23 protein-coding genes and 1 tRNA gene are annotated in these 23,102 nt (G+C 55.3%); 15 read left to right on the forward strand and 9 right to left on the reverse strand.

Annotation, left to right across the window (positions count from 1 at the left end):
* Window positions 1-21: 21 nt before the first annotated feature.
* From AB8809_RS10130 to ccmI, 12 genes are all read left to right on the forward strand, one after another.
* On the forward strand, window positions 22-1,896 hold the full coding sequence (locus AB8809_RS10130; protein ID WP_349856066.1) for a heme lyase CcmF/NrfE family subunit: 1,875 nt from the start codon (window positions 22-24) through the stop codon (window positions 1,894-1,896).
* Window positions 1,889-2,290: a heme lyase NrfEFG subunit NrfF gene (gene nrfF / locus AB8809_RS10135; protein WP_349856065.1), complete on the forward strand. Its 402-nt coding sequence runs from the start codon at window positions 1,889-1,891 to the stop codon at window positions 2,288-2,290. The genes AB8809_RS10130 and nrfF overlap by 8 nt, the downstream gene beginning before the upstream one ends.
* On the forward strand, window positions 2,287-3,132 hold the full coding sequence (nrfG, locus tag AB8809_RS10140; protein ID WP_349856064.1) for a heme lyase NrfEFG subunit NrfG: 846 nt from the start codon (window positions 2,287-2,289) through the stop codon (window positions 3,130-3,132). The genes nrfF and nrfG overlap by 4 nt, the downstream gene beginning before the upstream one ends.
* Before the next feature lie 615 nt (window positions 3,133-3,747).
* Window positions 3,748-4,380 (forward strand): cytochrome c biogenesis heme-transporting ATPase CcmA, encoded by a 633-nt coding sequence (ccmA, locus tag AB8809_RS10145; RefSeq protein ID WP_181828763.1) that lies wholly within the window; start codon window positions 3,748-3,750, stop codon window positions 4,378-4,380.
* Window positions 4,368-5,024, forward strand: coding sequence for a heme exporter protein CcmB (gene ccmB / locus AB8809_RS10150; protein WP_349856063.1), 657 nt, complete (start codon window positions 4,368-4,370; stop codon window positions 5,022-5,024). Before ccmA ends, ccmB begins: the two co-directional genes overlap by 13 nt.
* A 66-nt stretch (window positions 5,025-5,090) precedes the next feature.
* Window positions 5,091-5,831 carry a heme ABC transporter permease gene (locus tag AB8809_RS10155; protein WP_180777951.1) on the forward strand — a complete coding sequence of 247 codons (741 nt, stop codon included), beginning with the start codon at window positions 5,091-5,093 and terminating at the stop codon, window positions 5,829-5,831.
* Complete coding sequence (gene ccmD, locus AB8809_RS10160; RefSeq protein WP_015840634.1) at window positions 5,828-6,049, forward strand: heme exporter protein CcmD; 222 nt, start codon at window positions 5,828-5,830, stop codon at window positions 6,047-6,049. The genes AB8809_RS10155 and ccmD overlap by 4 nt, the downstream gene beginning before the upstream one ends.
* Window positions 6,046-6,528 carry a cytochrome c maturation protein CcmE gene (ccmE, locus tag AB8809_RS10165; protein ID WP_332409228.1) on the forward strand — a complete coding sequence of 161 codons (483 nt, stop codon included), beginning with the start codon at window positions 6,046-6,048 and terminating at the stop codon, window positions 6,526-6,528. Before ccmD ends, ccmE begins: the two co-directional genes overlap by 4 nt.
* Complete coding sequence (locus AB8809_RS10170; protein ID WP_349856062.1) at window positions 6,525-8,480, forward strand: heme lyase CcmF/NrfE family subunit; 1,956 nt, start codon at window positions 6,525-6,527, stop codon at window positions 8,478-8,480. Before ccmE ends, AB8809_RS10170 begins: the two co-directional genes overlap by 4 nt.
* Window positions 8,477-9,034 (forward strand): DsbE family thiol:disulfide interchange protein, encoded by a 558-nt coding sequence (locus tag AB8809_RS10175; RefSeq protein WP_040032209.1) that lies wholly within the window; start codon window positions 8,477-8,479, stop codon window positions 9,032-9,034. The genes AB8809_RS10170 and AB8809_RS10175 overlap by 4 nt, the downstream gene beginning before the upstream one ends.
* Window positions 9,031-9,489, forward strand: coding sequence for a cytochrome c-type biogenesis protein (locus tag AB8809_RS10180; protein WP_349856061.1), 459 nt, complete (start codon window positions 9,031-9,033; stop codon window positions 9,487-9,489). The genes AB8809_RS10175 and AB8809_RS10180 overlap by 4 nt, the downstream gene beginning before the upstream one ends.
* Window positions 9,486-10,355, forward strand: coding sequence for a c-type cytochrome biogenesis protein CcmI (gene ccmI, locus AB8809_RS10185; RefSeq protein ID WP_349856060.1), 870 nt, complete (start codon window positions 9,486-9,488; stop codon window positions 10,353-10,355). Before AB8809_RS10180 ends, ccmI begins: the two co-directional genes overlap by 4 nt.
* Window positions 10,356-11,076: 721 nt before the next feature.
* Here the strand turns inward: ccmI and napC are convergent.
* From napC to napF, 7 genes are read right to left on the reverse strand one after another with little or no spacing between them, the layout of a single operon-like run.
* Window positions 11,077-11,679 (reverse strand): cytochrome c-type protein NapC, encoded by a 603-nt coding sequence (gene napC / locus AB8809_RS10190; RefSeq protein ID WP_015840628.1) that lies wholly within the window; start codon window positions 11,677-11,679, stop codon window positions 11,077-11,079.
* A gap of 8 nt (window positions 11,680-11,687) precedes the next feature.
* Window positions 11,688-12,125: a nitrate reductase cytochrome c-type subunit gene (gene napB, locus AB8809_RS10195; protein WP_349856059.1), complete on the reverse strand. Its 438-nt coding sequence runs from the start codon at window positions 12,123-12,125 to the stop codon at window positions 11,688-11,690.
* Window positions 12,122-12,985, reverse strand: a complete 864-nt coding sequence (napH, locus tag AB8809_RS10200) for a quinol dehydrogenase ferredoxin subunit NapH (protein ID WP_349856058.1) — start codon at window positions 12,983-12,985, stop codon at window positions 12,122-12,124. The genes napB and napH overlap by 4 nt, the downstream gene beginning before the upstream one ends.
* Window positions 12,972-13,664, reverse strand: a complete 693-nt coding sequence (napG, locus tag AB8809_RS10205; RefSeq protein ID WP_349856057.1) for a ferredoxin-type protein NapG — start codon at window positions 13,662-13,664, stop codon at window positions 12,972-12,974. Before napG ends, napH begins: the two co-directional genes overlap by 14 nt.
* 5 nt (window positions 13,665-13,669) lie before the next feature.
* The gene (gene napA, locus AB8809_RS10210) at window positions 13,670-16,156 is read right to left on the reverse strand and encodes a nitrate reductase catalytic subunit NapA (RefSeq protein ID WP_349856056.1); all 2,487 of its coding nucleotides are present in this window, start codon (window positions 16,154-16,156) and stop codon (window positions 13,670-13,672) included.
* Window positions 16,153-16,473 carry a chaperone NapD gene (napD, locus tag AB8809_RS10215; RefSeq protein WP_349856055.1) on the reverse strand — a complete coding sequence of 107 codons (321 nt, stop codon included), beginning with the start codon at window positions 16,471-16,473 and terminating at the stop codon, window positions 16,153-16,155. The genes napA and napD overlap by 4 nt, the downstream gene beginning before the upstream one ends.
* A complete protein-coding gene (napF, locus tag AB8809_RS10220; protein ID WP_349856267.1) occupies window positions 16,470-17,006 on the reverse strand; it encodes a ferredoxin-type protein NapF in 537 nt (178 codons plus the stop codon). The genes napD and napF overlap by 4 nt, the downstream gene beginning before the upstream one ends.
* Before the next feature lie 251 nt (window positions 17,007-17,257).
* Between napF and narQ the strand changes: the two genes are divergently transcribed.
* Window positions 17,258-18,976 carry a nitrate/nitrite two-component system sensor histidine kinase NarQ gene (gene narQ, locus AB8809_RS10225; RefSeq protein WP_349856266.1) on the forward strand — a complete coding sequence of 573 codons (1,719 nt, stop codon included), beginning with the start codon at window positions 17,258-17,260 and terminating at the stop codon, window positions 18,974-18,976.
* A 98-nt stretch (window positions 18,977-19,074) separates the two neighbouring features.
* Entirely contained in the window at window positions 19,075-19,707 is a 633-nt protein-coding gene (gene narP / locus AB8809_RS10230; protein ID WP_015840619.1) for a nitrate/nitrite response regulator protein NarP, read from the forward strand.
* Window positions 19,708-20,066: 359 nt separating this feature from the next.
* Here the strand turns inward: narP and AB8809_RS10235 are convergent.
* Window positions 20,067-20,143 (reverse strand) — tRNA-Val (locus tag AB8809_RS10235).
* Window positions 20,144-20,387: 244 nt separating this feature from the next.
* Window positions 20,388-21,683 carry a cation:dicarboxylate symporter family transporter gene (locus tag AB8809_RS10240; protein ID WP_332409242.1) on the reverse strand — a complete coding sequence of 432 codons (1,296 nt, stop codon included), beginning with the start codon at window positions 21,681-21,683 and terminating at the stop codon, window positions 20,388-20,390.
* A 607-nt stretch (window positions 21,684-22,290) separates the two neighbouring features.
* On the opposite strand from AB8809_RS10240, the gene AB8809_RS10245 reads away from it, so the two are divergent.
* Window positions 22,291-23,082 carry an HAD-IIB family hydrolase gene (locus AB8809_RS10245; RefSeq protein ID WP_349856054.1) on the forward strand — a complete coding sequence of 264 codons (792 nt, stop codon included), beginning with the start codon at window positions 22,291-22,293 and terminating at the stop codon, window positions 23,080-23,082.
* Window positions 23,083-23,102: the final 20 nt, after the last annotated feature.

Genomic DNA, 23,102 nt, shown 5'->3' on the forward strand with positions numbered 1-23,102 from the left:
TTCCCAGCAAGAGGCCTGTTGATGTTGTTATTGCCAGAATGTGGGTATGTGGCGCTGTTGCTGGCGGTTTGCGTCGGTGTGGCGACAGCGTTGCTAACATTTTCAGGCTACACCCTGCGCTGGTCGGGTACATACCGACTGGCGCGGTGCTGGACGTTGGTGCTGTTTGGCCTTGTGCTATTCGCGTTTGTCGCGTTGACGCTGAGCGTGGTGCAGGATGATTTTTCTGTTAATTACGTCGCTCAGCATAGCCACCGTGATTTACCGCTAGGGCTAAAGATTGCCGCGGTCTGGGGCGGACATGAAGGATCGCTACTGCTGTGGCTGTTATGTTTAACCGGCTGGAGCGCTGCGTTCGCCTTCCGCTACCGTAAGGCGACGAGCGACCTGTTCCCGCTGACGCTGGCGGTACTGGCCGTGATAGCGACCGCGCTGCTGGTCTTCATTGTCTTTTTCTCCGATCCCTTTGTGCGTCTCTTCCCGCCTGCAGTGTCGGGGAGGGATCTCAACCCTATGCTGCAACACATTGGCCTCATCCTCCATCCGCCGCTGCTCTATATGGGCTATGGCGGATTAACCGTGAGTGCGGCGCTGGCGTTAGCGGCTCTGATCCACGGTGAGTTTACGGCGCCTGCTGCCTGGATCTGCTGGCGCTGGACGCTGCCTGCATGGAGCCTGTTAACGCTGGGGATCATCCTGGGATCGTGGTGGGCCTATAACGAACTCGGTTGGGGAGGATGGTGGTTCTGGGATCCGGTAGAAAATGCCTCGCTGCTCCCTTGGTTAACGGCCAGTGCATTGCTTCACAGCCTGTCGGTTACCCGCATGCGCGGCATCTTCCGTCACTGGTCGCTCATATTGGCATTGCTGACGTTCATTTTATGTTTGCTGGGCACGCTGATCGTGCGCTCCGGGATATTGGTTTCCGTCCATGCCTTCGCCCTCGAACATGACCGCGCGGTGCCTTTATTTATTCTGTTTGCCTGCTTAAGTATGGCGGCGCTGGCGGTTTACGGCTGGCGCGCTCAGCTTGTCCGCTCCGCTGCCCGCTTCTCCGGCTGGTCGCGGGAAATCGCGCTACTGCTGGTGCTGCTGTTATTCAGCGCCGTCGCGCTGGTGGTACTGCTTGGCACGCTTTACCCGATGATCTATGGGTTAGCGGGGTGGGGAAAGATCTCCGTAGGTGCGCCCTATTTTAATCGTGTGCTCTTGCCCTTCGGGGGCTTGATGCTGCTGCTCATCGGGGCTGCGGCGGGAGGCTATTGGAAACGCAGTGCACGGTGGCCTGTCCGGCGCTTAGGCATCACGCTGGTGGTCGGTGTCGTCACCGCGCTGATCCTGTGGCCGTATGGGGTCGCCGTCGCTTTGGCTGCGGGGGTGATCGGCTGGGTGATGGCCGCGCAGTGGTTACAGCCGCTGTCCGCGATACGCCACCAGCTTCCTGCACTGCTGGCACATACGGGCGTGGCGCTGTTTGCCTTGGGGATTGTGTTCTCTGCGGGCAGCAAGCAGGAAATCAGTGCCAATGTCGGTCAAGGGGAACAGGTCTCGCTAGGCGACTACCATTTCCGCTTTTTACAGCTGGATTTAGTGGCGGCGCAGAATTACACCGCAGAGCAAGCCGTGATTGCGATTTATCGTGGCGACTCGCCGATCGCCCGCGTCATGCCGGAACGTCGTTATTACAACGCACGCAAGCAGCAGATGGTTGAACCGGGTATTGCCTGGGGGCCGATCAGAGAATGGTATGCCGTGATGGGTGAGAAAACCGGCGAAAACCGCTATGCCATGCGGTTCTATGTACAAACCGGTGTTCGCTGGGTATGGGGCGGCGGCCTGTTGATGGTCGCGGGCGCACTGCTGGGGTGGTTCAGAGGAAGAAAAGCCTATGACTAAACACATTGCGTTTCTTCTTATGTTGCTGGCTTTTTCTGTGCAGGCTCAGGTGGTGGATACCTGGGCGTTTTCCAGTCAGGCACAGCGGCAGGAAGCGATGGCGATTGCCGGCGAATTACGCTGCCCACAATGTCAGAACCAGAGCCTGCTGGAATCGAATTCGCCCGTGGCGGTCAGCATGCGCCATGAGGTCTTCTCTATGGTGGAGCAGGGCAAGGACAAGTCAGAAATCATTGCGTTTATGAATCAGCGCTATGGTGATTTTGTTCAGTACAACCCGCCGATGAAAATGCAAACGGGCATTCTCTGGCTCACGCCGCTGTTTTTGCTGTTAGCGATTGCCGTTATCGCGTGGCGGGTGATACGGCGACAGAACCGTGGGGCGAGCCAATGAACCTGTTAACCCTAAATCTGTTAAATATCGTGTTCATCGTTGCCGAGAGTGTTGCTCTGGCTGCCGGACTGTTGTGGCCGCTGTTGCCCCAACGCAAGACGGAGGGAGAGGACAAGCTACCGCGTTTAGCGGATCGCATCTGGCATTTTCAGTGCGAGCAGGCAGGGAAGTCCCTTTCTGAACATGAAGCCAGAATGCTAGGGCGCGAGCTGTCTCATGACCTGCCGTTAGCGTCACCTTCAGTTTCTGCATCGCGCCCGATGCCTGTTATCGCCGTTGCGGTCGCGCTCATCGCTATCCTGTTGGCCAGTACGACGTTCTACATGCTAAGCCAGCGCGGTGCGCTTGTTCAGGCAGAACGCCAGCGATTGGCCGATCCGCTACACGATTTTAGCGCCGCGCAGCAGCAGGAAAAGCAGCTGGCTACCTTGCAGGACCGTATTCGCAAAACGCCGGGTAACAGCGTCCTCTGGGCTGAACTGGGTGAATATTATCTTTACCGCAACGCCTATGACAACGCGCTGCGCGCTTATCGGCAGGCGATTGTATTGAAGGGTGACAGCGCGGAGCTGTATTCGGCGCTGGCGACGGTGCTGTATTACCAGGCGGGCCAGGCCGTCACGCCGCCTATGCAGGAGATGGTCGATAAAGCGCTGGCGCTGGATGCCAATGAAGTGACAGCGCTGATGCTGCTGGCGTCAGACGCGTTCCTGAAAGCGGACTATGCACGCGCAATTACGATTTGGCAGCGCCTGCTGGATACCTATAGCCCGCGGGTTAATCGCGTCCAGTTGATCGAGGCGATCAACACCGCAACGCTGCTGAAGAACAGCCAGAAATAGCGCGCGATACGTTTTGCTTTCGTTGTTTCTCATTCCGTACGGCTACAGCTTATTACTGGTTTTACTGTTATACGGCGTAGAAATTATGCAGCGGTGGGCGTGAGCACCGAGTGAGCGGCACGGATGCCGCGAAAGCCAGTGCCGCGTCGGACAAAACGTCAAAGACGTTTTGAACAGCACTTGTGCTGGCCTGCAGGGCTAACCCCATTAATGGGGTTAGTAATCGCGTCACTGGTGGCTCGGGTTTTGCTCATGAACACCGATGGTACCGCGCAGCGGCATAATTTAGCCGGAAGCCAGGGTTCGCAGGGCGACGGCGATTGAGCCGCCCTGCGTCGGGCGCGTGCTAAGCGGTAGCATGAAATGAAGGTCTTGTGGCGCACGAAATAGTCTCGGCAGCTGCATAAAAATATGCCCAATAGATTTCCGGTTTAAGCATGTCGGCGTGGTTTTCGATACGGTGCGATGACAGGAATAACCGGAATCACCGGTTTTATTGATCTCAATAAAAGAGATTAACTCTTTATGGTTAGGGTCCCCGAGAGGGGGGAGTAAGGGCACCATGTTATTCTATATCCAAGGGTATATGGCATTAGAAAGCAGGAGTACACCCCGATGTTAGAAGCGCGCGATGTGGTTTGCATACGCGATGAGCATGTGCTGTTCAGTGCGTTGTCGTTTACGGCGAGCCCCGGTGAAATGGTGCAGATTGCCGGTGCTAACGGCGTGGGCAAAACCTCGCTGTTGCGCATTTTAAGCGGTCTGGCGACGCCCGAGTCGGGGGAAATCCGCTGGAAGGGGCAACGCATCAACCGCATGCGTGAGCAGTTTAACCAGCAGCTTCTGTGGTTAGGTCATCAGCCGGGCATCAAGAGCGTCCTGACTGGTGAGGAGAACCTCCGCTTTTTCTATCCGCATCAGCATCAGGAGGCGCACTGGCAGGCGCTGGCCGCTGTCGGGCTGGCAGGGTATGAGGACGTACCCGTGGCGCGCCTTTCGGCAGGACAACAGCGGCGCGTTGCGCTGGCGCGTTTGTGGCTTACCGATGTTCCGCTGTGGATTCTGGATGAACCGCTTACCGCGCTCGACGTGGCGGGCGTCGACATGCTGACACAGCGTATGGAACACCATATTGCGCGCGGCGGCATCATCATTTTAACCACTCACCAGCCGCTGCGTCCGTTCGCTCAGACTATTCGCTGTATCCAGCTTACGCCGAGTGAAGGAGCACTATCATGCGGCGTCTGATGGCCCGAGAGTTGCGCGTCGCGTTACGTAATAACGCCGAAATTCTCAACCCGCTGTGGTTCTTCCTGATCGTCATCATTTTGTTCCCTCTGGCCATTGGATCGGAGCCACAACTATTGATGCGTGTGGCACCGGGTGTGGTGTGGGTCGCGGCATTGCTGGCTTCTCTACTGGCGATGGATCGGCTTTTCCGCGACGACTATCAGGACGGTTCGCTGGAACAACTGACGCTGCTGCCTTTGCCGCTGCCGTTAGTGGTGCTGGCGAAAGTTGTGGTGCATTGGATGGTTAGCGGGCTGCCGTTGTTACTGCTTTCCCCACTGGCGGCGCTGCTGTTTGGACTGGACAGCCACGGTTGGTGGGTGATGGCGTTAACGCTGTTGCTCTGCACGCCAACGCTCAGTTTTCTGGGTGCGATTGGGGCGGGATTAACGGTCGGATTGCGCCGCAGCGGTGTGCTGTTAAGCCTGCTGGTCTTGCCGCTCACCATACCGCTGTTGATTTTTGCCACGGCGGCGGTCGAGGCCGCCATGATGCAACTGCCGGTCGGTGGGTATCTGGCGATCCTCGGCGCTTTTCTGGCGGGCAGCGCCACCCTGAGCCCGTTTGCCACGGCGGCGGCGTTGCGGGTGAGCATACAATAATTTTCCGATCTCAGGATCGCGTTCATCGTCCCGTTGGGATGAGTTTTAGCAGAGTGAGCACTCGTTATGTTGAAAAAAAACTATCAGCTTACGCAGCCGGATCGCCTTTATGGCCTTTGCGGCAGGCTTATCCCGTGGTTTGCCTTGATTAGCGCGGCGCTGTTGATCGGCGGTTGCCTGCTGGGATTTGGTTTTGCACCTGCGGATTATCAGCAAGGGCAAGGGTATCGCATCATGTACCTGCACGTGCCAGCGGCCGTATGGTCGATGGGCGTTTATGCCGTGATGGCGATGTTTGCGCTTATCGGACTGATTCGGCAGTCAAAAACGGCAGAGCTTGCCGTCGCGGCGATGGCGCCGGTCGGGGCAGTATTTACCTTCATTGCGCTGACTACGGGATCCACCTGGGGTAAACCGATGTGGGGGACCTGGTGGGTCTGGGATGCGCGCCTGACATCGGAACTCGTTCTGCTGTTCCTGTATGTGGGTATCATCGCGCTCTACAACGCGTTTGACGATCGCCGTCTTGCTGGTCGTGCGGCTGCCATTTTGGTACTGGTCGGCGTGGTGAATTTACCCATCATCCATTTCTCGGTCGAGTGGTGGAATACCCTGCATCAAGGATCGACAAAAATGCAGAAGACCATCGATCCCGCCATGCGTCTTCCGCTGCGAATCATGATGTTAGGTTTCATGAGTCTTTTCGTGACGTTGTCACTCATGCGCTTGCGTAATCTGATACTGATGCAGCAGCGTCGTGCGCCTTGGGTTGCGGCGCTGGTCAATAAAGAGGGAGTCGCACGATGAACATCGCTTTTACAAGCTGGCAGGATTTCTTTGCGATGGGCGGCTATGCCTTTTACGTCTGGCTGGCCGTGGTGCTAACGCTGCTGCCGCTGAGTGCGTTGGTCGGGCAGACCCTCTGGCATCGTCGTACATTGATGAACGACATCCGTCGCCAGCAGGCGCGCGAGCAGCGCAAGAGCACGGCCCGTCAGTCGAAAGCGGTGGAGGTGACGCCATGAGTGCGCCGCGTAAAACTCGCCTTTATGCCATTCTGGCCGTCATTTGCGGTGCGGTGTTGACGGTAGCGCTCACGCTCTATGCGCTGAGCTCAAATATCGATCTCTTTTATACGCCCAGTGAAATTCTGTACGGCAAGAACGAAACGCAGGAAAAACCGGCGATCGGGCAGCGTTTGCGCGTCGGCGGCATGGTGATGCCGGGCAGCGTGCGTCGCGACAGCCAAAGTCTGGAAGTGCGTTTCACCGTTTATGATGCGCAGGGTTCCGTCGAGGTAACCTATAACGGGATGCTGCCGGATCTGTTCCGCGAGGGGCAAGGCGTGGTGGCACAGGGCATTCTGGACACCGACGATCACATCATGGCGAAAGAAGTGCTGGCCCGACATGATGAAAACTACACGCCACCGGAAATCAAGGCGGCGATGGAAGGACAGCACGGCCATGCACCGGCGACTGCCACAGAGGGTAAACGGTTATGATGCCTGAAGTGGGCAATTATCTGCTCTGTCTGGCTATGGGTGTTGCGCTGTTGCTCAGCGTGTATCCGCTGTGGGGCGCGGCGCGTCAGGATACCCGCCTGATGGCATTGGCGCGTCCGCTTGCCTGGGCGCTGTTTGCATGCATTTTGGCGTCTTTCCTCGTGCTGGTGCATGCGCTGGTGATCAATGATTTCACCGTTCTTTATGTAGCCAACAACTCGAACCGTGCGTTGCCGGTATGGTATCGCGTGGCGGCAGCGTGGGGTGCACATGAAGGGTCGCTGCTGCTCTGGGTGCTGCTGATGAGCGGCTGGACCTTCGCCGTGGCGATATTCAGTCGAGGGATGTCGCTGGATGCGGTCGCCCGTGTGCTGGCCGTTATGGGGATGATTAATGTCGGTTTCTTGCTGTTCATCATCCTGACGTCGAATCCCTTTACGCGCACGCTGCCGGACTACCCGATTGACGGGCGCGATCTTAATCCTCTGTTGCAGGATGTCGGGTTAATCTTCCATCCGCCATTGCTCTACATGGGCTATGTCGGGTTTTCTGTGGCGTTTGCCTTTGCGGTCGCTTCGCTGCTGGCGGAACGACTGGACAGCGCGTGGGCGCGTTGGTCCCGACCGTGGACGCAGGCAGCCTGGTCATTCCTGACGCTGGGTATCGTGCTGGGTTCGGGTTGGGCGTATTACGAGCTTGGCTGGGGCGGCTGGTGGTTCTGGGATCCGGTCGAGAATGCATCATTGATGCCGTGGCTGGTGGGCACGGCACTGCTGCATTCGCTGTCAGTTACCGAAAAACGCGGCAGCTTCAAGGCTTGGACGGTACTACTGGCTATCGGTGCGTTCTCGCTCTGCCTGCTGGGGACATTTCTGGTGCGGTCCGGTGTATTGGTGTCGGTGCACGCCTTTGCCTCCGATCCGGCGCGCGGCATGTTTATTCTCGCGTTTCTGGTCATTGTTATCGGCGGTTCTTTGCTGCTGTTCGCCATCAAAGGCAACCGGGTACGGGCGCGGGTAACGAATTCACTCTGGTCGCGTGAGACTTTTCTGCTCGGCAATAACCTGATCCTGATGGCGGCAACGCTCGTGGTGCTGCTGGGAACGCTGCTGCCGCTGGTGCATAAGCAATTGGGCTTAGGCAGCATCTCGATTGGCGCACCGTTCTTCAACACCATGTTTACCCTATTAATGGCACCGTTTGCCTTACTGCTGGGCGTAGGGCCGTTGGTTCGCTGGCGGCGCGATGAGCCGCAAAAGCTGCGTAAGCTGCTGCTGATTGCGCTGGCCGTGACCGCGGCACTGTCGCTGCTGCTGCCGTGGTTGTTACAAGATTCGCTGGTTGCCATGACGGTGGTCGGCCTGTCGATGGCGCTGTGGGTGTTCTTCTTAACGGTATACGAGCTGCATAGCAATTCCACTCGGCGTCATGGTCTGCTGCGCGGTTTGACCAAGCTCTCACTGAGCCAGTGGGGCATGGTGTGCGGCCATATTGGGTTGGCGGTGACGGTGGTAGGGATCGCCTTCAGCCAGAATTATAGCGTTGAGCGGGATGTGCGAATGCGGGCTGGCGACAGCATCCAAATACACGATTACCGTTTTACGTTTCAAGGCGTGCGTGATGTCGTTGGGCCTAACTGGCACAGCGGTAAAGGGACGATTGAGGTGACGCGTAACGGCAAGCCGGAAGCGACGCTGAAAGCGGAAAAACGCTTCTACAACACCAGCGGCGCGATCATGACGGAAGCCGCTATTGATGCGGGTGTAACGCGCGATCTCTATGCGGCACTGGGCGAAGAGCTGGATGACGGTAGCTGGGCGGTACGGCTGTATTACAAACCCTTTGTCCGCTGGATTTGGTACGGCGGGGGGCTGATGGCGCTAGGCGGCATCTTGTGCATGTTCGATCCTCGCTATCGCCTGCGTTGCGCTGTTAGGGAGGCATCATCATGAGCCGCAAAATCTTGTTAATCCCGCTCGTCCTGTTTTTACTGCTGGCCGTTGCTTTGTTGTGGCAACTGGTGCGTAACAGTGACGGTGACGATCCCATGCGGTTGGAATCTGCTCTGATTGGTAAACCGATTCCCGAATTTCGTCTTGAATCGCTGGATCAGCCGGGAAAGGTTTATAACCAATCTGAACTAAGCGATGGAAAACCGCTGCTGCTGAACGTCTGGGCGACCTGGTGCCCGACGTGCCGCGCGGAACACCAGTTCCTCAACACGCTGGCGGCTCAGGGAATTCGCGTCGTGGGCATGAATTATAAAGATGAACGCCCCAAAGCGGTTGAGTGGCTGAAAACGTTAGGCAACCCCTATGCGATGAGTTTGTTTGATGGTGACGGCATGTTGGGGCTGGATCTGGGCGTGTATGGCGCACCGGAAACCTTCCTGATCGACGGGAAAGGCATCATTCGCTATCGCCATGCGGGCGATCTCAATATGCAGGTGTGGCAAGAAACGCTGCAACCGCTGTGGGAGAAATACAGCAAGGAGGGCGGCGCATGAGAGTGCTGAGTTTCCTTGGTGCATTACTGCTGTCGTTCAGCGTGCTGGCGTCCTCCGAGGTATTGCGTTTTGACAACGACACGCAGGAGCAACAGTTTCGTGAGTTGACCATGCAACTGCGTTGCCCTAAATGCCAGAACAACAGCATTGCCGATTCCAATTCGATGATTGCTTCGGATATGCGGCAGAAAGTGTACGAGCTGATGCAGCAGGGGCAAACGAAAGAGCAGGTTGTCGATTATATGGTGGATCGTTACGGTTATTTTGTGACGTATGAGCCGCCGATCACGCCGTTTACCATTCTATTATGGCTGCTGCCTGCGCTGTTTCTGGCAGCAGGAGCGTGGATGATTATCCGGCGTGCGCACCGCATCAAGAGCGTTAAAGAACCGATGAGCGAACAGGATAAAAAGCGCTTGCAGACGCTGTTGGGACGTGAGGAGAAACCGGAATGATGCTACTGACAGCAACCATTGTGCTATCGCTGATTGCGCTTTCTGCGCTGCTGCTTGCGCCGTGGTCGTCACGGGGCGAATACGATCGTGATGCGATTAATCAGGCGCTGTATCGCGACCGGCTGCGTGAGCTTACTGCGGATGTTGCCAATGAACAGGAGCGTGCTCAACTGGTTGAAGAGCTCCAGCATACGCTGTTGCAGGATATTCCCGGCGGTGCGAAGGCACAGCTGCGTCCGCTAAACCGCTGGGTTTTGTTGCCGGGCGTATTACTGCTGGTTATCGTCAGCCTCGGCGTGTTTTGGAAGACGTCTGCGGTTAATCGGGTGCAGGAGTTACAGCAGGTCGTTGCGTTAACGCCGGACCTGATGAAGCGGGCATTGGATCCCGACGCTGAACCACTGACCATTGAAGAGGTCGCGCGTCTCGGTCTGGGACTACGTAGCCAACTGGAAGCTCAGCCAGATAATCCCCAAGACTGGTGGATGCTGGGGCGCATTGCAGGATTACTGAACAACTACGACATGTCCGTGCAGGCATTTGCCAGGGCGTTCCAGCTCGATCCGAAAAATACGGATCTGGCACTGGATTATGCCGATCTGCTGTCGCGCTCCACCGACCCGCGTGATAGCCAGCGTGGTGGAGACATGCTGCGTGAACTGATGCATTCCGGCTCGACCAATGTGCGCGTGCTGAGCCTGCTGGCTTTCAATGCCTATGAAGCCCAGCGCTATCAGGACGCGATTGACGCCTGGCAAACGATGCTGACGCTGCTCCCGCAAAACGACACACGCCGTGCGGTCATCGAGCGCAGCGTCGCGCAGGCGAAAGCATCACTGTCGGTGCAGGCGGTCACTGGGAAGTAAAAATTCTTTTGTCTTTATCATCAATAGCAGAAGGGCGAGATATCGCCCTTTTGTTATCCGACAAGTTATCTCTTCCAAACGTAGTGTTTCCGCTCAAACGCTTATGGTTCATCACAGGCAGAGATTTGGAATCTCAGCCGTTTATGTCAGTAGCGTGAAGATTTCGTGCGCATTATCCAACGTTGTTTTCTGCAACCGTTGCAGCACGCGCCCGACACGGGGCGGCTTAGTCGCCGTCGCCCCGTGACCCCTGGCTTTTCGCGGTAAATCGCGCCGCTTTGCGGTGCCTTCGGCGTTCGTATCCGCTGTTCGGACCGCCTGCGACGCGTTCCATACGCGGCGCAGGCTTTCGCGGCGTCCATGCCGCTCATCCGGCGGCTACGCCCACCTCAGCGCGGTTTTTTACGCGAACCAACCCCATAAAATCAAAAGACTGAACGTAGCACATCTTTATTTGTGAAGGGATTCCTCCGCCTGCACGGAGGATTGCTGTGGACGGCCTTCATGTTGAAGGGGATGCCGTCCTTATACCGTTCTATTTGCAGAATGAAAACGGGAGTAACGGAATAGAAGAGTAAAGCGTTTGCGCCAGGGATGGCGCAATCCGAGCTTACATGGACGTACTTGCAGCGTCTTTACGATCTATCCGTTACTACCGCTCTACGGGCTTTGTCAGCAACGATAGGACGGCATACGCCGTCCCGAATGTTACGAAGGGGAGTTATAACCCGCTTTTGACGCCGTGCATGTCCGGCAGTTTGTGGGCGATGCCTTTATGGCAGTCGATACAGGTTTGACCGAGTTTTATCGCTTCGCTGTGTTTTTCCGCCGCGACTGTTTTTTGCCCTGAGAAGTCCATATAGTCAAAGTTGTGGCAGTTGCGGCATTCCTGAGAATTGTTGTTTTTCATGCGCCGCCATTCGTTCTGCGCCATCGTCAGCCGGTGTGCTTCAAATTTTTGTGGCGTATCAATCGTGCCCATTATTTTGCCGTACAGCTCTTTACTGGCCTGAATCTTACGTACCATTTTCGGCACAAACTCATGCGGAACGTGGCAATCGGGACAGGTGGCGCGTACGCCGCTGCGGTTGCTGTAGTGCGCGGTTTCCATATATTCCTGATAGACGGTATTACGCATTTCATGACAGCTGATGCAGAACGCTTCGCTGTTGCTCATTTCCATGCCTTTCTGGGACGTCGCCAGAAAGAAAATACCGCCTGCGAAGCCGATAATGAGCAATGTTCCCAGCGCCAGCCGACTCGGGCGGCGCCACCATTGCCATAGCTGGCGCAACAACCGTCCCACTTTTCCTGGCTGTTTCATAGCAAACCTCACTGTCCAAAGCCTTTAGAAGGGGTGAACGTGTTACCGGTGATCGGTGAACTATCCGCTTGCGGCACGTGGCATTGCAGGCAGAAATGACGGGCAGGGGCGACATTGCTCAGCACTTTACCGTCTCTGTCGACAAAGTGGGTTGGGCTGACCCGGGGGGCGCTGGTGGAACGATAATTCTCCACGCCGTGGCACTGTAGGCAGCGGTTAAAGGTCGGGGTGACCTGATAGCCATCCACGCTATGCGGGATCATCGGTGGCTGGTTGACATAGTTGAGCGCCATACGCTCCTGCTGCTTCGGCATCCGGCTATTTCCCGGCTGTGTCGCGGCGACTTCCGGCGATTGACTTAAATCGACCTGTGCAGTGGCTATCGCACTGCACAGTATCGCCAGGGCGGTGATCCAGCGAAACCATCCCATTCTCAGGCTTTTCATGACTTTGCTCCCGATTTCCATCTAAGGGTTATTTTAAAAACGTCTTCAGCGCAGACATCAATACAGCGTCCGCATGTTATGCAGTCTCGGTCCGTGATCTGTACCGGACTGTGTTTATCGAGCAAGGGCGCGCGCAGCACCTGCGGCTCTGGACAGACATGGAAACAGTCCATACAGCGGGTACAACGTTCACGCTCGGCGGCATCCACAGCCAGCGCGCCTTTACTGCCAAGCACACCGTACAGCGCGCCGGTTGGGCACAGATGCCCACACCAGCCGTGTTCCACGACCAGCAAATCAAACAGAAACAGTGCCAGCAGCAGCCAGATACCTGCGCCAAACCCGAAAATCAGCCCGCGCCCTGCCAGTGAGACCGGATTGACCCATTCCCACAGCAGCCCGCCCGTCAGTGCGCTTCCTGCCAGAATAAGCATCAGCAGCAGATAGCGCAGATTACGGGGGATCGTCGCCGAAGCGGTGATGCCGAAACGACGACGTAGCCAGGCGGCTAAATCGGTGAGCGGATTAACCGGGCAGACCCAGCTACAGAACAGGCGTTTGCCTGCCAGTGCATAGCTCAACGCAATAATCAGCGCACCAATCAGCGCAAGCGTGGCGGGCTGATGACCACTGGCCAGACTTTGCAGCACCATCAGCGGATCGCTGAGTGGCACCGTGTCGAGCAAACGACTGGCGCTGTAGTTACCGCGCAAGATCCAGAACCCTAGCAGCGGGCCGCTAAGGAACATGAGCAGCACCAGAGATTGCGTCAGACGGCGCAATACCAGCCAGCGGTGGCTGCGCCACCAGCCTTTTTTCGCCCGGGCTTCTCGTCCGGCGTCCTGCTTACGATTTGCCATTGCGTGCCTCCAGCCAACTGAAACGGTAGTGATGTCCGAGTTCGCCTTTTGCCAGCGCGCGCGGCAAAACCTTTACCGCAGGCTGTTCCAGTACGCAGGCTTTTTCACATTTGCCGCAGCCGGTACAGACATCGCTATGCACCGTAGGCAGAAAACGGGCGTGTTTTCCGGTTCGGGCATTGCGCTCCGGCTCCAGCGTGATGGCGCTATCGATGAGGGGACAGACGCGATAGCACACATCGCAACGTAACCCCTGATAGTTCAGGCAGTTCTCCTGGTCGAGCAGCACCGCTAATCCCATGCGGGCGTCATCGATGGTGTCCAGCGGCTGTAAGGCGCCGCTGGGGCAGGCGACGACACAGGGGATGTCCTCACACATCTCGCACGGGATATCGCGTGCGACAAAGTAAGGGCTTCCGGCGGCGGAACCGGAGACCAGCGTTGCCAGTTTCAGTGTGTCGTACGGGCAGGCCTGAACACATTGGCCACAGCGGATGCAGGCACCGGAAAACGCTGCTTCCGACAGCGCACCCGGCGGCCGTAGCCGGATCGCGTCGGCCTGAGCGCGTCGCTGCTGAATGCCGAGTATCGTGACCGCGGCGGATAAACCCGCAACGGCACGGACGGCGTCACGCAGAAAGCGACGGCGAGCGGGTGATGAATGTTCCGGGCGTGCCATGCGCGCTACACCTTAGCCAGCTTGACGGCGCATTTCTTAAAGTCCGTTTCTTTCGACAGCGGATCGGTGGCATCCAGCGTCAGGACGTTGGTCATCTGCGCGGCGTCGAAGAACGGCATATACACCAGTCCACGCGGTGGTTTATTACGGCCGCGTGTTTCAACCACGGAGACGACTTCACCACGGCGCGAGATAATGCGAACTTTCTCACCGCGACGCAGATCGCGCGCTTTGGCATCCTGTGGGTGGATAAACAGCACGGCCTCGGGGAAGGCGCGGTGCAGTTCCGGTACGCGACGCGTCATGCTGCCGGTGTGCCAATGCTCCAGCACGCGACCAGTGGAGAGCCAGAGATCGTACTCGTCGTCCGGCGCTTCGGCGGCAGGTTCGTATGGCAGCGCGAAAATCACCGCCTTGCCATCTGGTTTACCGTAAAAACGGTAGGCTTCTCCCGCTTTGACGTAAGGATCATGCCCTTCGCTATAGCGCCACTGCGTTTCCTTACCGTTAACCACTGGCCAGCGTAGCCCACGAGCTTTGTGGTAGTCATCGAATGGCGCTAGGTCGTGACCGTGCCCACGGCCAAACGCGGCGTATTCTTCAAACAGGCCTTTTTGCAGATAAAAACCGAAGTCTCGGGATTCGTCGTTCAACTGATTTTCCGCTAATTCACTGAGTGGGAAGCGCGTGGTGACATCGTTCGCAAACAGCACGTCGTAGAGCGTCTTGCCGCGATAGGCCGGTTTCTGCGCCAGAAGTGCTTCCGGCCAGACTTCTTCTACGGCGAAGCGCTTGGCAAAGCTCACGACCTGCCACAGATCCGATTTTGATTCGCCCGGCGCTTTCACTTGCTGGCGCCAGAACTGTGTCCGGCGTTCGGCGTTGCCGTAAGCGCCTTCTTTTTCCACCCACATTGCGGTCGGCAAAATCAGATCGGCAGCCAGCGCGCTGACGGTCGGGTAGGGATCGGAAACGACGATAAAGTTGCGTGGGTCGCGCCAGCCTGGCATACGCTCCTGATTGATGTTCGGGCCAGCCTGCATGTTGTTGTTACACATCACCCAATAGGCATTCAGCGTGCCGTCTTTCAGCGCCCTGTCTTGTGCGACGGCGTGCAGACCGATCTTTTCAGGAATGGTACCGGTCGGTAACTGCCACAGTTTTTCCGCTATCGCGCGGTGTTTCTCGTTGGTTACCACCATGTCCGCAGGCAAACGGTGGGCGAAGGTGCCGACCTCACGTGCAGTACCGCAGGCAGAAGGTTGACCGGTTAATGAGAACGGCCCGCAGCCAGGTTGGGAGATCTTGCCCGTCAACAGGTGGATGTTATAAACCAGATTGTTCGCCCAGACGCCGCGTGTGTGCTGGTTAAAGCCCATCGTCCAGTAGGAGATCACTTTCTTCTTCGGATCGGCGTAGAGTTTTGCCAGCTCTTCCAACTGGTCGGCAGGGACGCCGCTGATGGCGACTGTTTTTTCCAGCGTGTAGTCGGCGACAAAGGCTTTGTATTCTTCAAAACTCATGGGTTCGGATGCGTCGGAGCCCGGATTTTTCGCCGCTTTCTCCAGCGGGTGCGTCGGACGCAGCCCGTAGCCGATATCAGTCACGCCTCTGCGCAGGTTTACGTGGCGGGTAAAGAAGGTCTCGTTCACCGCATTGTTTTGAATAATGTAGTTAGCGATGTAGTTGAGAATGGCCAGATCGGTTTGCGGCGTAAATACCATACCGTTATCCGCCAGCTCAAAACTGCGGTGCTGATAGGTGGACAGCACGGCGACGGTAACATTGCTGTTCGATAGGCGGCGATCGGTGATGCGCGACCAGAGAATCGGGTGCATCTCCGCCATGTTGGAGCCCCACAGTACAAACGCATCGGTCTGCTCGATATCGTCGTAGCAGCCCATCGGTTCATCCATACCGAAGGTTCGCATAAAGCCCACGACCGCCGATGCCATACAGTGTCGCGCGTTGGGGTCAATATTGTTGGAGCGGAAACCGGCTTTGAACAATTTAGCGGCCGCATAGCCTTCCCAAATCGTCGATTGTCCAGAGCCAAACATCCCTATCGCGTTCGGACCTTTCTCTTTCAGGGCGGTTTTGAATTTCTCCGCCATGATGTCAAAGGCTTTGTCCCAAGAGATCGGGGTAAATTCACCTTCTTTATCGAATTTACCATCACGCATCCGCAGCAAGGGCTGGGTCAGGCGATCCTGTCCGTACATGATTTTTGGCAGGAAATAGCCCTTGATGCAGTTTAAACCACGGTTAACCGGCGCGTCGGGATCGCCCTGACTGGCGACGATGCGGCCGTTTTGCGTCCCTACCAGCACACCACACCCTACGCCACAGAAACGGCAGGGAGCTTTATCCCAGTGGATGGCTTCTGACTGCTCGGTCGCGGCGCGGACCGCGATAGGGATGGTGATGCCCGCGACCGCAGCGGCCGCTGCGACAGCGTTCGCCTTCATAAAGTGTCGTCGACTGAGTTTCATGGTATTTCCTCACCCTGAGCTTGTTGATCAAGAGGTTGTTCATCGAAAGTAAAAGACTGTTCAGCAAAAGACGGTTCATCAAGCTGGTGATAAACCAGCGAAACAGCCAGTACGCCTGTAAGTTCGCGTATTGACGCTATTTGTTTTAACAGTGCGTCTTCTGAATCTGACTCCAGCACCACGGCCATTTTTCCGGTATCGCTATCGCTGGCACCCACCTCGATATTGGGCAGCGTCGCTAACACCTCGCCCACGGCCGCCATCTGTGCCGTATTGACGTGAACCACTACACTGCAAACATGCCAGACTGTGCTCATCGGTTTTCCTGTTGCGTCAGGAGACGCGTTGGTGCGGGGTGATGCCCCGCAGTGATCTTTTTCATCGATATAGCGCCGACAGAGCATCCGGAAATACAGGCGCCACAGGTGGTACAGGCATCGTCGTCGATTGACGGTGCGGCAACGCGCCCAATGGCGGGACGAAACCGTATCGCCCCGGCGTCACACGCATCCTGACAGCTGCGGCATTCCACCTGATGTAGCGACAAACAGGCGTCCTGAATTGTCAGGTGGTATTCCCACGGCGTGGTGTGGCTCTCCGCGAACAGCGCTTGTGGACAGGCACGCGCGCAGTCGTAGCAGAACGTGCATTCGCCGCGCTGAAAATCGATGGTGGGAAAACCGCCCGAGCCGCGCTGAATGATCCCCGAATCGCAGGCATCAATGCAGGCGTTACAGCGTATGCACTGGCTCAGAAACCGACTTTCTACGCCGCTCCACGGCGGACGCAACGCGTTGTCTGCCCGCTGTAGGCCACCAGTCAGTAGGGAACGTCGGGAAAGGTTAGTCATGGCAGTTTGTCGCTCTGGCATGCAATGAAATATCCAATAAGAAACACGCTGTTTTTGTAGGGGTTACACTATTCCTCTTAGGCTGTATGCGATAATCACCCTTTAGAGGTAAATGGAGGTGCCGGATCAAGCTTATGTGGGATTCGCGTCTCATTGGCTTGCCTGTTCGGATGGGGATCGCGATAGTGGCGCTGAGACGCTGCTCTACTTATTTAGAGTAGGTATGACGTTAAAGGGGATTGCTCGTTGTGATGGTTAAACGTCCTGTTTCTACCAGCCTGGCTCGCGCATTTTTTTATATCGCGCTGCTTTCATTCCTGACGACCGGCATTGCGCTACTAACGCTGGCCAGCGGTTTACGCGATGCAGAAGCGATCAACGTTGCTGGCTCCATGCGTATGCAAAGCTATCGCATGGGATATGACTTGCAGGGCGATCGCGCAGAATTAGCATCGCATCGCCGCCTTTATGCGCAAACGCTGGATTCCCCGGTTTTTCATCTGTTGGATCGCTGGTATGTGCCGCGCGATGTGCGCGATCGCTACGCTGCGCTGTTGCAAAGCTGGAAAACGATGGATGAGCGCCTGAGCGCGGGGGATCGGACGTGGTATCAGGACAACATTGTTCGCTATGTCACGCAGATCGATCTCTTTGTGCTGGCGTTGCAGCACTATTCCGAACGCAAGATGATGATAGTTGTTGTGACATCAATAATTGGTTCGATCACTATCTATATACTGATCTTCTTTACGCTGCGCCGCATCCGCCGTCAGGTGGTCGTGCCGTTGAATAAGCTGATGGCGGCCTGTGCGTCTATTGAAAAGGGGCGTTTTACCCATTCGCGGCTGGACGTCAATTTGCCTAACGAACTGGGCTTACTGGCGCAAACCTTCAGTAGCATGACTGATGAACTGCAAAAGCTTTATCGTTCTCTGGAAGACAAGGTACGGCAGAAAACGCTGCGCTTGCAGGAAGTGAACCGCATGCTGAAGGTGCTGTACAACTGCTCTCAGGCGATGAATGTCAGCACCATCGACAGACATTGCTTTCAGCAGATTCTGCAAATTGTTCGCCGCTATGAAACGGTCGGCTGTCTGGAAATGCGGGTAGGAGAGAACTGGCTGTTATGTGAAGGCCAGCCGGATGAGCAGGCTGCGTGGCAGACCTTGCCCATCCGTTTGCAAGAGGTTGAGTTTGGGCAGTTGCGATGGCAGGCATCAACGCAGCAACCGTCGGCGCAGCTGATGGAAAGCGTTGCTAATATGCTGGGCCGCGGCCTCTATTTTAATCAGGCGCAGAAGCACTACCAGCAGCTATTACTGATGGAGGAACGCGCCACCATCGCGCGTGAACTGCATGACTCACTGGCTCAGGTGCTCTCTTATCTGAATATCCAGATGACGTTGTTAAAGCGCGCGGTCGCGGAAGAAAATGCGCAGGCCCAGCAGATCATCACCGATTTTGAACAGGCGCTCAGCGATGCTTATCGCCAACTGCGGGAACTGCTGGGTACGTTCCGACTGACGCTGCAACAGGCCGATTTGCCTGCGGCGATGCAGGAAATGATCGCGCCGCTGCGCGCGCAGACTCCGGCGGCAATCACGATTGACTGCCGGATTCCTACGCAAGCGCTGGATGCCTCACAGCAGGTTCACTTGCTACAAATCATCCGTGAAGCGGTGCTGAATGCCATTAAACACGCGCAGGCGACGGCGATTACCGTCAACTGTCGGACGCAGCCTGATGGCCGTCATTGTGTTGATATTCGTGATGACGGCTGTGGCATTATCAATCAGGAGGAACCCGCAGGACACTACGGTTTAAATATTATGCAGGAGCGTGCCGAACGGTTAGGCGGAAAGTTATCTATCGGCCTTCACCCTGAAGGGGGAACGCAGGTTAGCGTCTGTTTCTCGACGCCGACGGCAGCGCGTGAACGCGATAACACGAACACTCTCTACCCGGAATAAGTCGAGTGGAAAGCAGGTCGCTTGAAGTATGACGGCGATAAATCATAGATCATAATCATAAATAAAATAATAAGATCCATATTACATTGGGGCTGGGCATGTCAGAAAAACCATCTTATCGTGTGTTGATCGTCGACGATCATCCGCTTATGCGCCGGGGAATCCGTCAGCTACTGGCGACCGATGCCATCTTTGACGTGATAGGGGAAGCCAGTAACGGCATGGAGGCGCTGAGCCTCGCGAACCGGGATTCTCCCGATATCATCTTGCTCGATCTCAACATGAAAGGATTGAGCGGGCTGGATACGCTTCACGCGCTGCGGCGCGATGGGATCTGTGCCCGTGTGATTGTGCTGACGGTCTCCGATGCGCCCAGCGATATTTATGCGCTGATGGACGCGGGGGCCGATGGCTATCTGCTTAAGGATAGCGCCCCAGAACACTTACTGGATGCCATTCGCAGCAGTGATGCTTTCAGCGATCAAGTCAGGGACGTGCTACGCCACCGCATCGCCATACAGGAAACACCGTCGCCTTTTACCGTATTGACGGAGCGCGAACTGGATGTGCTGCAGGAAGTGGCGTCAGGATTATCCAACAAGCAAATCGCCGCAGTGTTGTATATCTCAGAAGAGACGGTAAAAGTGCATATCCGCAACATGCTGCGCAAACTCAACGTACGCTCTCGCGTCGCTGCCACGGTGCTGTATCTGGAGACACGCGGCCAGTAGGGTCGCGTTGTTGTCTGGTAGATGAGACGATTTTTTAGTCTGCCTTGGCGTTTGTAACCAGTTCGTCAATAGGCGTACCGTCGAGGCCAGTCACTCCTTTGATTCATCGTCCCATGATAGGCCGGTATTCTTTGAGCATAAATGACGAATGATTTTTTACGAATCGAGCCCAAAAAGAAGAAGGGTTTTAGCCAGCGCGATTTATCGCAGTAGCCTGAATTTGAATTAATCAGAATGTACAGCGGGAAAAACGTCAGGATTGAATTAAGTTTTGCGAGACTAACAGGATACGAGTAAGAGGAATTTCAACTCACATTCATTAACCTACGGGCATAGGGTAATATTTGCAGAACATGAATTGGTACGACCGAGTGGACTCGAACCACCGACCCCCACCATGTCAAGGTGGTGCTCTAACCAACTGAGCTACGGTCGTACAGGAGATAACATCTTAATCAGTAACGTTTTGATTAGAATGCTTTTCTTCATTCCAGCGTTTGGAATGGGCGCTATTATGGACGGCTCCGGCGCTGGTGGCAAGCGCTTTGTTTATCATCTTCTTTCAAGTGTCGAATGTTTAGCCGGATTTGCGTCCTGAGGTTAATTATTCAGCCAGAATCCCTGTGAGTCGTCCTGGCTGATATCTGTAATGCTCCGTTTTTGCCGCGTTTGGCTTGCGATTAGCGAGCGGGGCGGGTTTCCTGAGTAAGGGGTGTGCTGTCCAGTGCATTGTCAGGCTGAGGTGAATATTCACCGCACCATTTTGCAACGACGATAGTGGCCACGCTGTTTCCGATGGTATTGCACAGCGCAATCGCCATAGACATAAAGCGATAGACACCGAAAATTAACGCCAGTCCTTCTATCGGCAGATTACCCACTGTTGCCACCGTTGCCGCGAACACCACGAAGCTGCCACCAGAGACGGCTGCGGCGCCTTTTGATGTCACCAGCATGATGAGCAAGATGCCCATCTGCTGTTGCCAGCTCAGGTCGACGCCATAGGCATTGGCGATAAACAGCGTACACATCGACATGTAAATACTGGTTCCGTCGAGGTTAAATGCATAGCCTGTCGGGAGAATCAGCCCCACGCTTTGGCGTGAACAACCAAAACGTTCCAGTTTCTGTAACAGCCGAGGTAAGGCACTTTCGGACGAGGCCGTACCCAGCACGATGACGATCTCATCGCGGATATATTTAAGAAAGCGAGTCAGGCTAAACCCGGTAAATCGGCAGATAGCGCCCAGGATAACAATGATGAAAAAGGCGACGGCAGCATAAAACATCAATACCAGATTCAGTAACGAAAGCAGCACGCTACTGCCGTTACTTCCTACGGCATACGCCACGGAACCGAAAGCACCAATCGGGGCTAATTTCATGATTAAATTGATGAACTCGAAGAAGCATTCTGAGATACGGTTCATGCCATTTTCAATCACGCTGCGTTTTTCGTGGGGGAGCGCAAGTAAAGCGAAACCAAAAATCAGTGAGACCACCAGTACTTGCAAGAGCTGCCCACCAGCGAAGGCGCCGATGAAGTTATCGGGGAAAATACCGTAGATAAAATCCATGGTGGTGGTAGGCATGTGGCCTTTTGCTATCGCAGAGTCAACGGCAGCGGTAGCTGTCTGACTGATACTCCCGGCATGAATGCCTGAACCGATATCAATGATGTTTGCCCAGCCGAGACCGAGTGCGAGAGCGAAGGTAGACACCAGCTCAAAATAGATCAGCGCACGCACGCCGATTTTTCCCACTTTCTTGATATCCCCTGCGGAGGCGATGCCGTGTACCACCGTAAAAAAGATGAGCGGTGCGACGGCGGTTTTGATGAGTTTTAGAAAGATGTCGCCGAGGATTTTAAACTTTGCGGCCAATTCCGGTGCGGCAAAACCGAGGGCAATGCCCAGGGCCATCGCTGCCAGAACCTGAAATGTCAGACCTTTCCAGACAGGTGTTTTTGTCGACATAGTGTTGATCTCTTGTAGGTTGAACAGTACGGATAAAGGCTGAACCAGCAAAACTCGCCATCATGCAGTGAATGTCCCTAACGACATGAACTAACAAGATTTTTTTATTTTTAGCGATACAACCCGCGTGATGAGTCATGTGTCGTAGCCACTGTCATATTCATATGTGCGGACATTTTAACTTGTCCGTACATATGAATATGGCGTAGCAGTGACGTTGTCAACGGTGGGGTCTAATGAAATGTGAATAACATGATCTCGGTTGGATATTTAAGTGTTGCAGAGATCATTGACGGTTCTGCCACTGCTTTAACTCTTTCTTTGCTCACTTATGATTGTTTTTGATTCTTGTTGCGCATTGTCAATAAGTGCTATGCTAACCCTCGCGTTATACCTCAATGAATCTGGCGTAAATGGATTGTTGTTGTGCTTTCTGTGCTCTTTTGTGTATATCTAACTCATTATCGAGCTTGATCGAGCATTGGCGTCGAATCACCGCGTCAGTTATCTAACACGCCGCACAAAGCGATGTTTTCTTTGTTCAGACAGGCTGCGACAGCCTGACTCACGGCTATCTGTATACGTAAAATCTGAAAGGGGGAGTGGAATGATCAAGTTGGTAATTACCGATCTGGACGGCACGTTTCTTCACAGCGATGGCGATTACAACAGGACTCTGTTTGCTGAGGTTTATGCGTTAATGAAAGATAAGGGCGTACAGTTTGCCGCCTGTACGGGTAAGCAGTGTGAGCGGGTCGAAGCGCTTTTTGGTGATGCTGCAAAAGATATCTGGATTTTGGGAGATAGCGCGACGCGCATCAAATATCGGGGAGATTACGTTTACCAATCGCTTATCAAAAACCGTCTGGCCTTGAGTCTGATTGGCGTGCTGGAAAGTGTGGATGACCGACACGTAGTCATCGGTTGTACCCCACATGGTGCGATGGTCAGGGAAACGATCAACCCGGCTTTACTGGAAAAGGTAAAGAGGTCGTACACCAACGTGACGCTGATCTCCAGCTTTGCTACCGTCACCGATGACTTTGTGAAAATCACGGTTTATGACCCGGAAGGGCACTGTCATGAGACGGCGAAGTATCTCGATGCGTTTCACGATCATGTCTATATCGTGGTCTCTGAAGCGGCTTGGATCGATATTGCTAATGTCGGCGTACACAAAGGGCATACCGTAGACATCCTTCAGGACAAATTGGCGGTGACGGCAGAGGAAACGATGGTGTTTGGCGACGGCTACAATGATATTGAGTTAATGAGCCGCGGGGCTTACAGCTTTGCGATGCGCAACGCGTTTGAGGAAACCAAAGCCGCGGCGAACTTTGTTGCCCGTAGCAATGACGACGATGGGGTTCTCAACACGATAAAGTTGCTGCTTTCATGAATTGAGCCGCAGGAAGCAAA

Origin of the sequence: Pectobacterium aroidearum (genome assembly GCF_041228105.1) — a bacterium.
Taxonomy (GTDB): Bacteria; Pseudomonadota; Gammaproteobacteria; order Enterobacterales; family Enterobacteriaceae; genus Pectobacterium; species Pectobacterium aroidearum.

Coding starts and splice junctions, on each gene's coding strand:
- napF (WP_349856267.1), bottom strand. CDS start 17,006: ATGACTAACCTTTCCCGACGTTCCCTACTGACTGGTGGCCTACAGCGG.
- AB8809_RS10170 (WP_349856062.1), top strand. CDS start 6,525: ATGATGCCTGAAGTGGGCAATTATCTGCTCTGTCTGGCTATGGGTGTT.
- AB8809_RS10175 (WP_040032209.1), top strand. CDS start 8,477: ATGAGCCGCAAAATCTTGTTAATCCCGCTCGTCCTGTTTTTACTGCTG.
- AB8809_RS10180 (WP_349856061.1), top strand. CDS start 9,031: ATGAGAGTGCTGAGTTTCCTTGGTGCATTACTGCTGTCGTTCAGCGTG.
- narQ (WP_349856266.1), top strand. CDS start 17,258: ATGGTTAAACGTCCTGTTTCTACCAGCCTGGCTCGCGCATTTTTTTAT.
- napD (WP_349856055.1), bottom strand. CDS start 16,473: ATGAGCACAGTCTGGCATGTTTGCAGTGTAGTGGTTCACGTCAATACG.
- napG (WP_349856057.1), bottom strand. CDS start 13,664: ATGGCACGCCCGGAACATTCATCACCCGCTCGCCGTCGCTTTCTGCGT.
- napB (WP_349856059.1), bottom strand. CDS start 12,125: ATGAAAAGCCTGAGAATGGGATGGTTTCGCTGGATCACCGCCCTGGCG.
- ccmB (WP_349856063.1), top strand. CDS start 4,368: ATGCGGCGTCTGATGGCCCGAGAGTTGCGCGTCGCGTTACGTAATAAC.
- AB8809_RS10130 (WP_349856066.1), top strand. CDS start 22: ATGTTGTTATTGCCAGAATGTGGGTATGTGGCGCTGTTGCTGGCGGTT.
- ccmD (WP_015840634.1), top strand. CDS start 5,828: ATGAACATCGCTTTTACAAGCTGGCAGGATTTCTTTGCGATGGGCGGC.
- ccmI (WP_349856060.1), top strand. CDS start 9,486: ATGATGCTACTGACAGCAACCATTGTGCTATCGCTGATTGCGCTTTCT.
- AB8809_RS10240 (WP_332409242.1), bottom strand. CDS start 21,683: ATGTCGACAAAAACACCTGTCTGGAAAGGTCTGACATTTCAGGTTCTG.
- AB8809_RS10245 (WP_349856054.1), top strand. CDS start 22,291: ATGATCAAGTTGGTAATTACCGATCTGGACGGCACGTTTCTTCACAGC.
- AB8809_RS10155 (WP_180777951.1), top strand. CDS start 5,091: ATGTTGAAAAAAAACTATCAGCTTACGCAGCCGGATCGCCTTTATGGC.
- napA (WP_349856056.1), bottom strand. CDS start 16,156: ATGAAACTCAGTCGACGACACTTTATGAAGGCGAACGCTGTCGCAGCG.
- ccmE (WP_332409228.1), top strand. CDS start 6,046: ATGAGTGCGCCGCGTAAAACTCGCCTTTATGCCATTCTGGCCGTCATT.
- napC (WP_015840628.1), bottom strand. CDS start 11,679: ATGAAACAGCCAGGAAAAGTGGGACGGTTGTTGCGCCAGCTATGGCAA.
- narP (WP_015840619.1), top strand. CDS start 19,075: ATGTCAGAAAAACCATCTTATCGTGTGTTGATCGTCGACGATCATCCG.
- nrfG (WP_349856064.1), top strand. CDS start 2,287: ATGAACCTGTTAACCCTAAATCTGTTAAATATCGTGTTCATCGTTGCC.
- napH (WP_349856058.1), bottom strand. CDS start 12,985: ATGGCAAATCGTAAGCAGGACGCCGGACGAGAAGCCCGGGCGAAAAAA.
- nrfF (WP_349856065.1), top strand. CDS start 1,889: ATGACTAAACACATTGCGTTTCTTCTTATGTTGCTGGCTTTTTCTGTG.
- ccmA (WP_181828763.1), top strand. CDS start 3,748: ATGTTAGAAGCGCGCGATGTGGTTTGCATACGCGATGAGCATGTGCTG.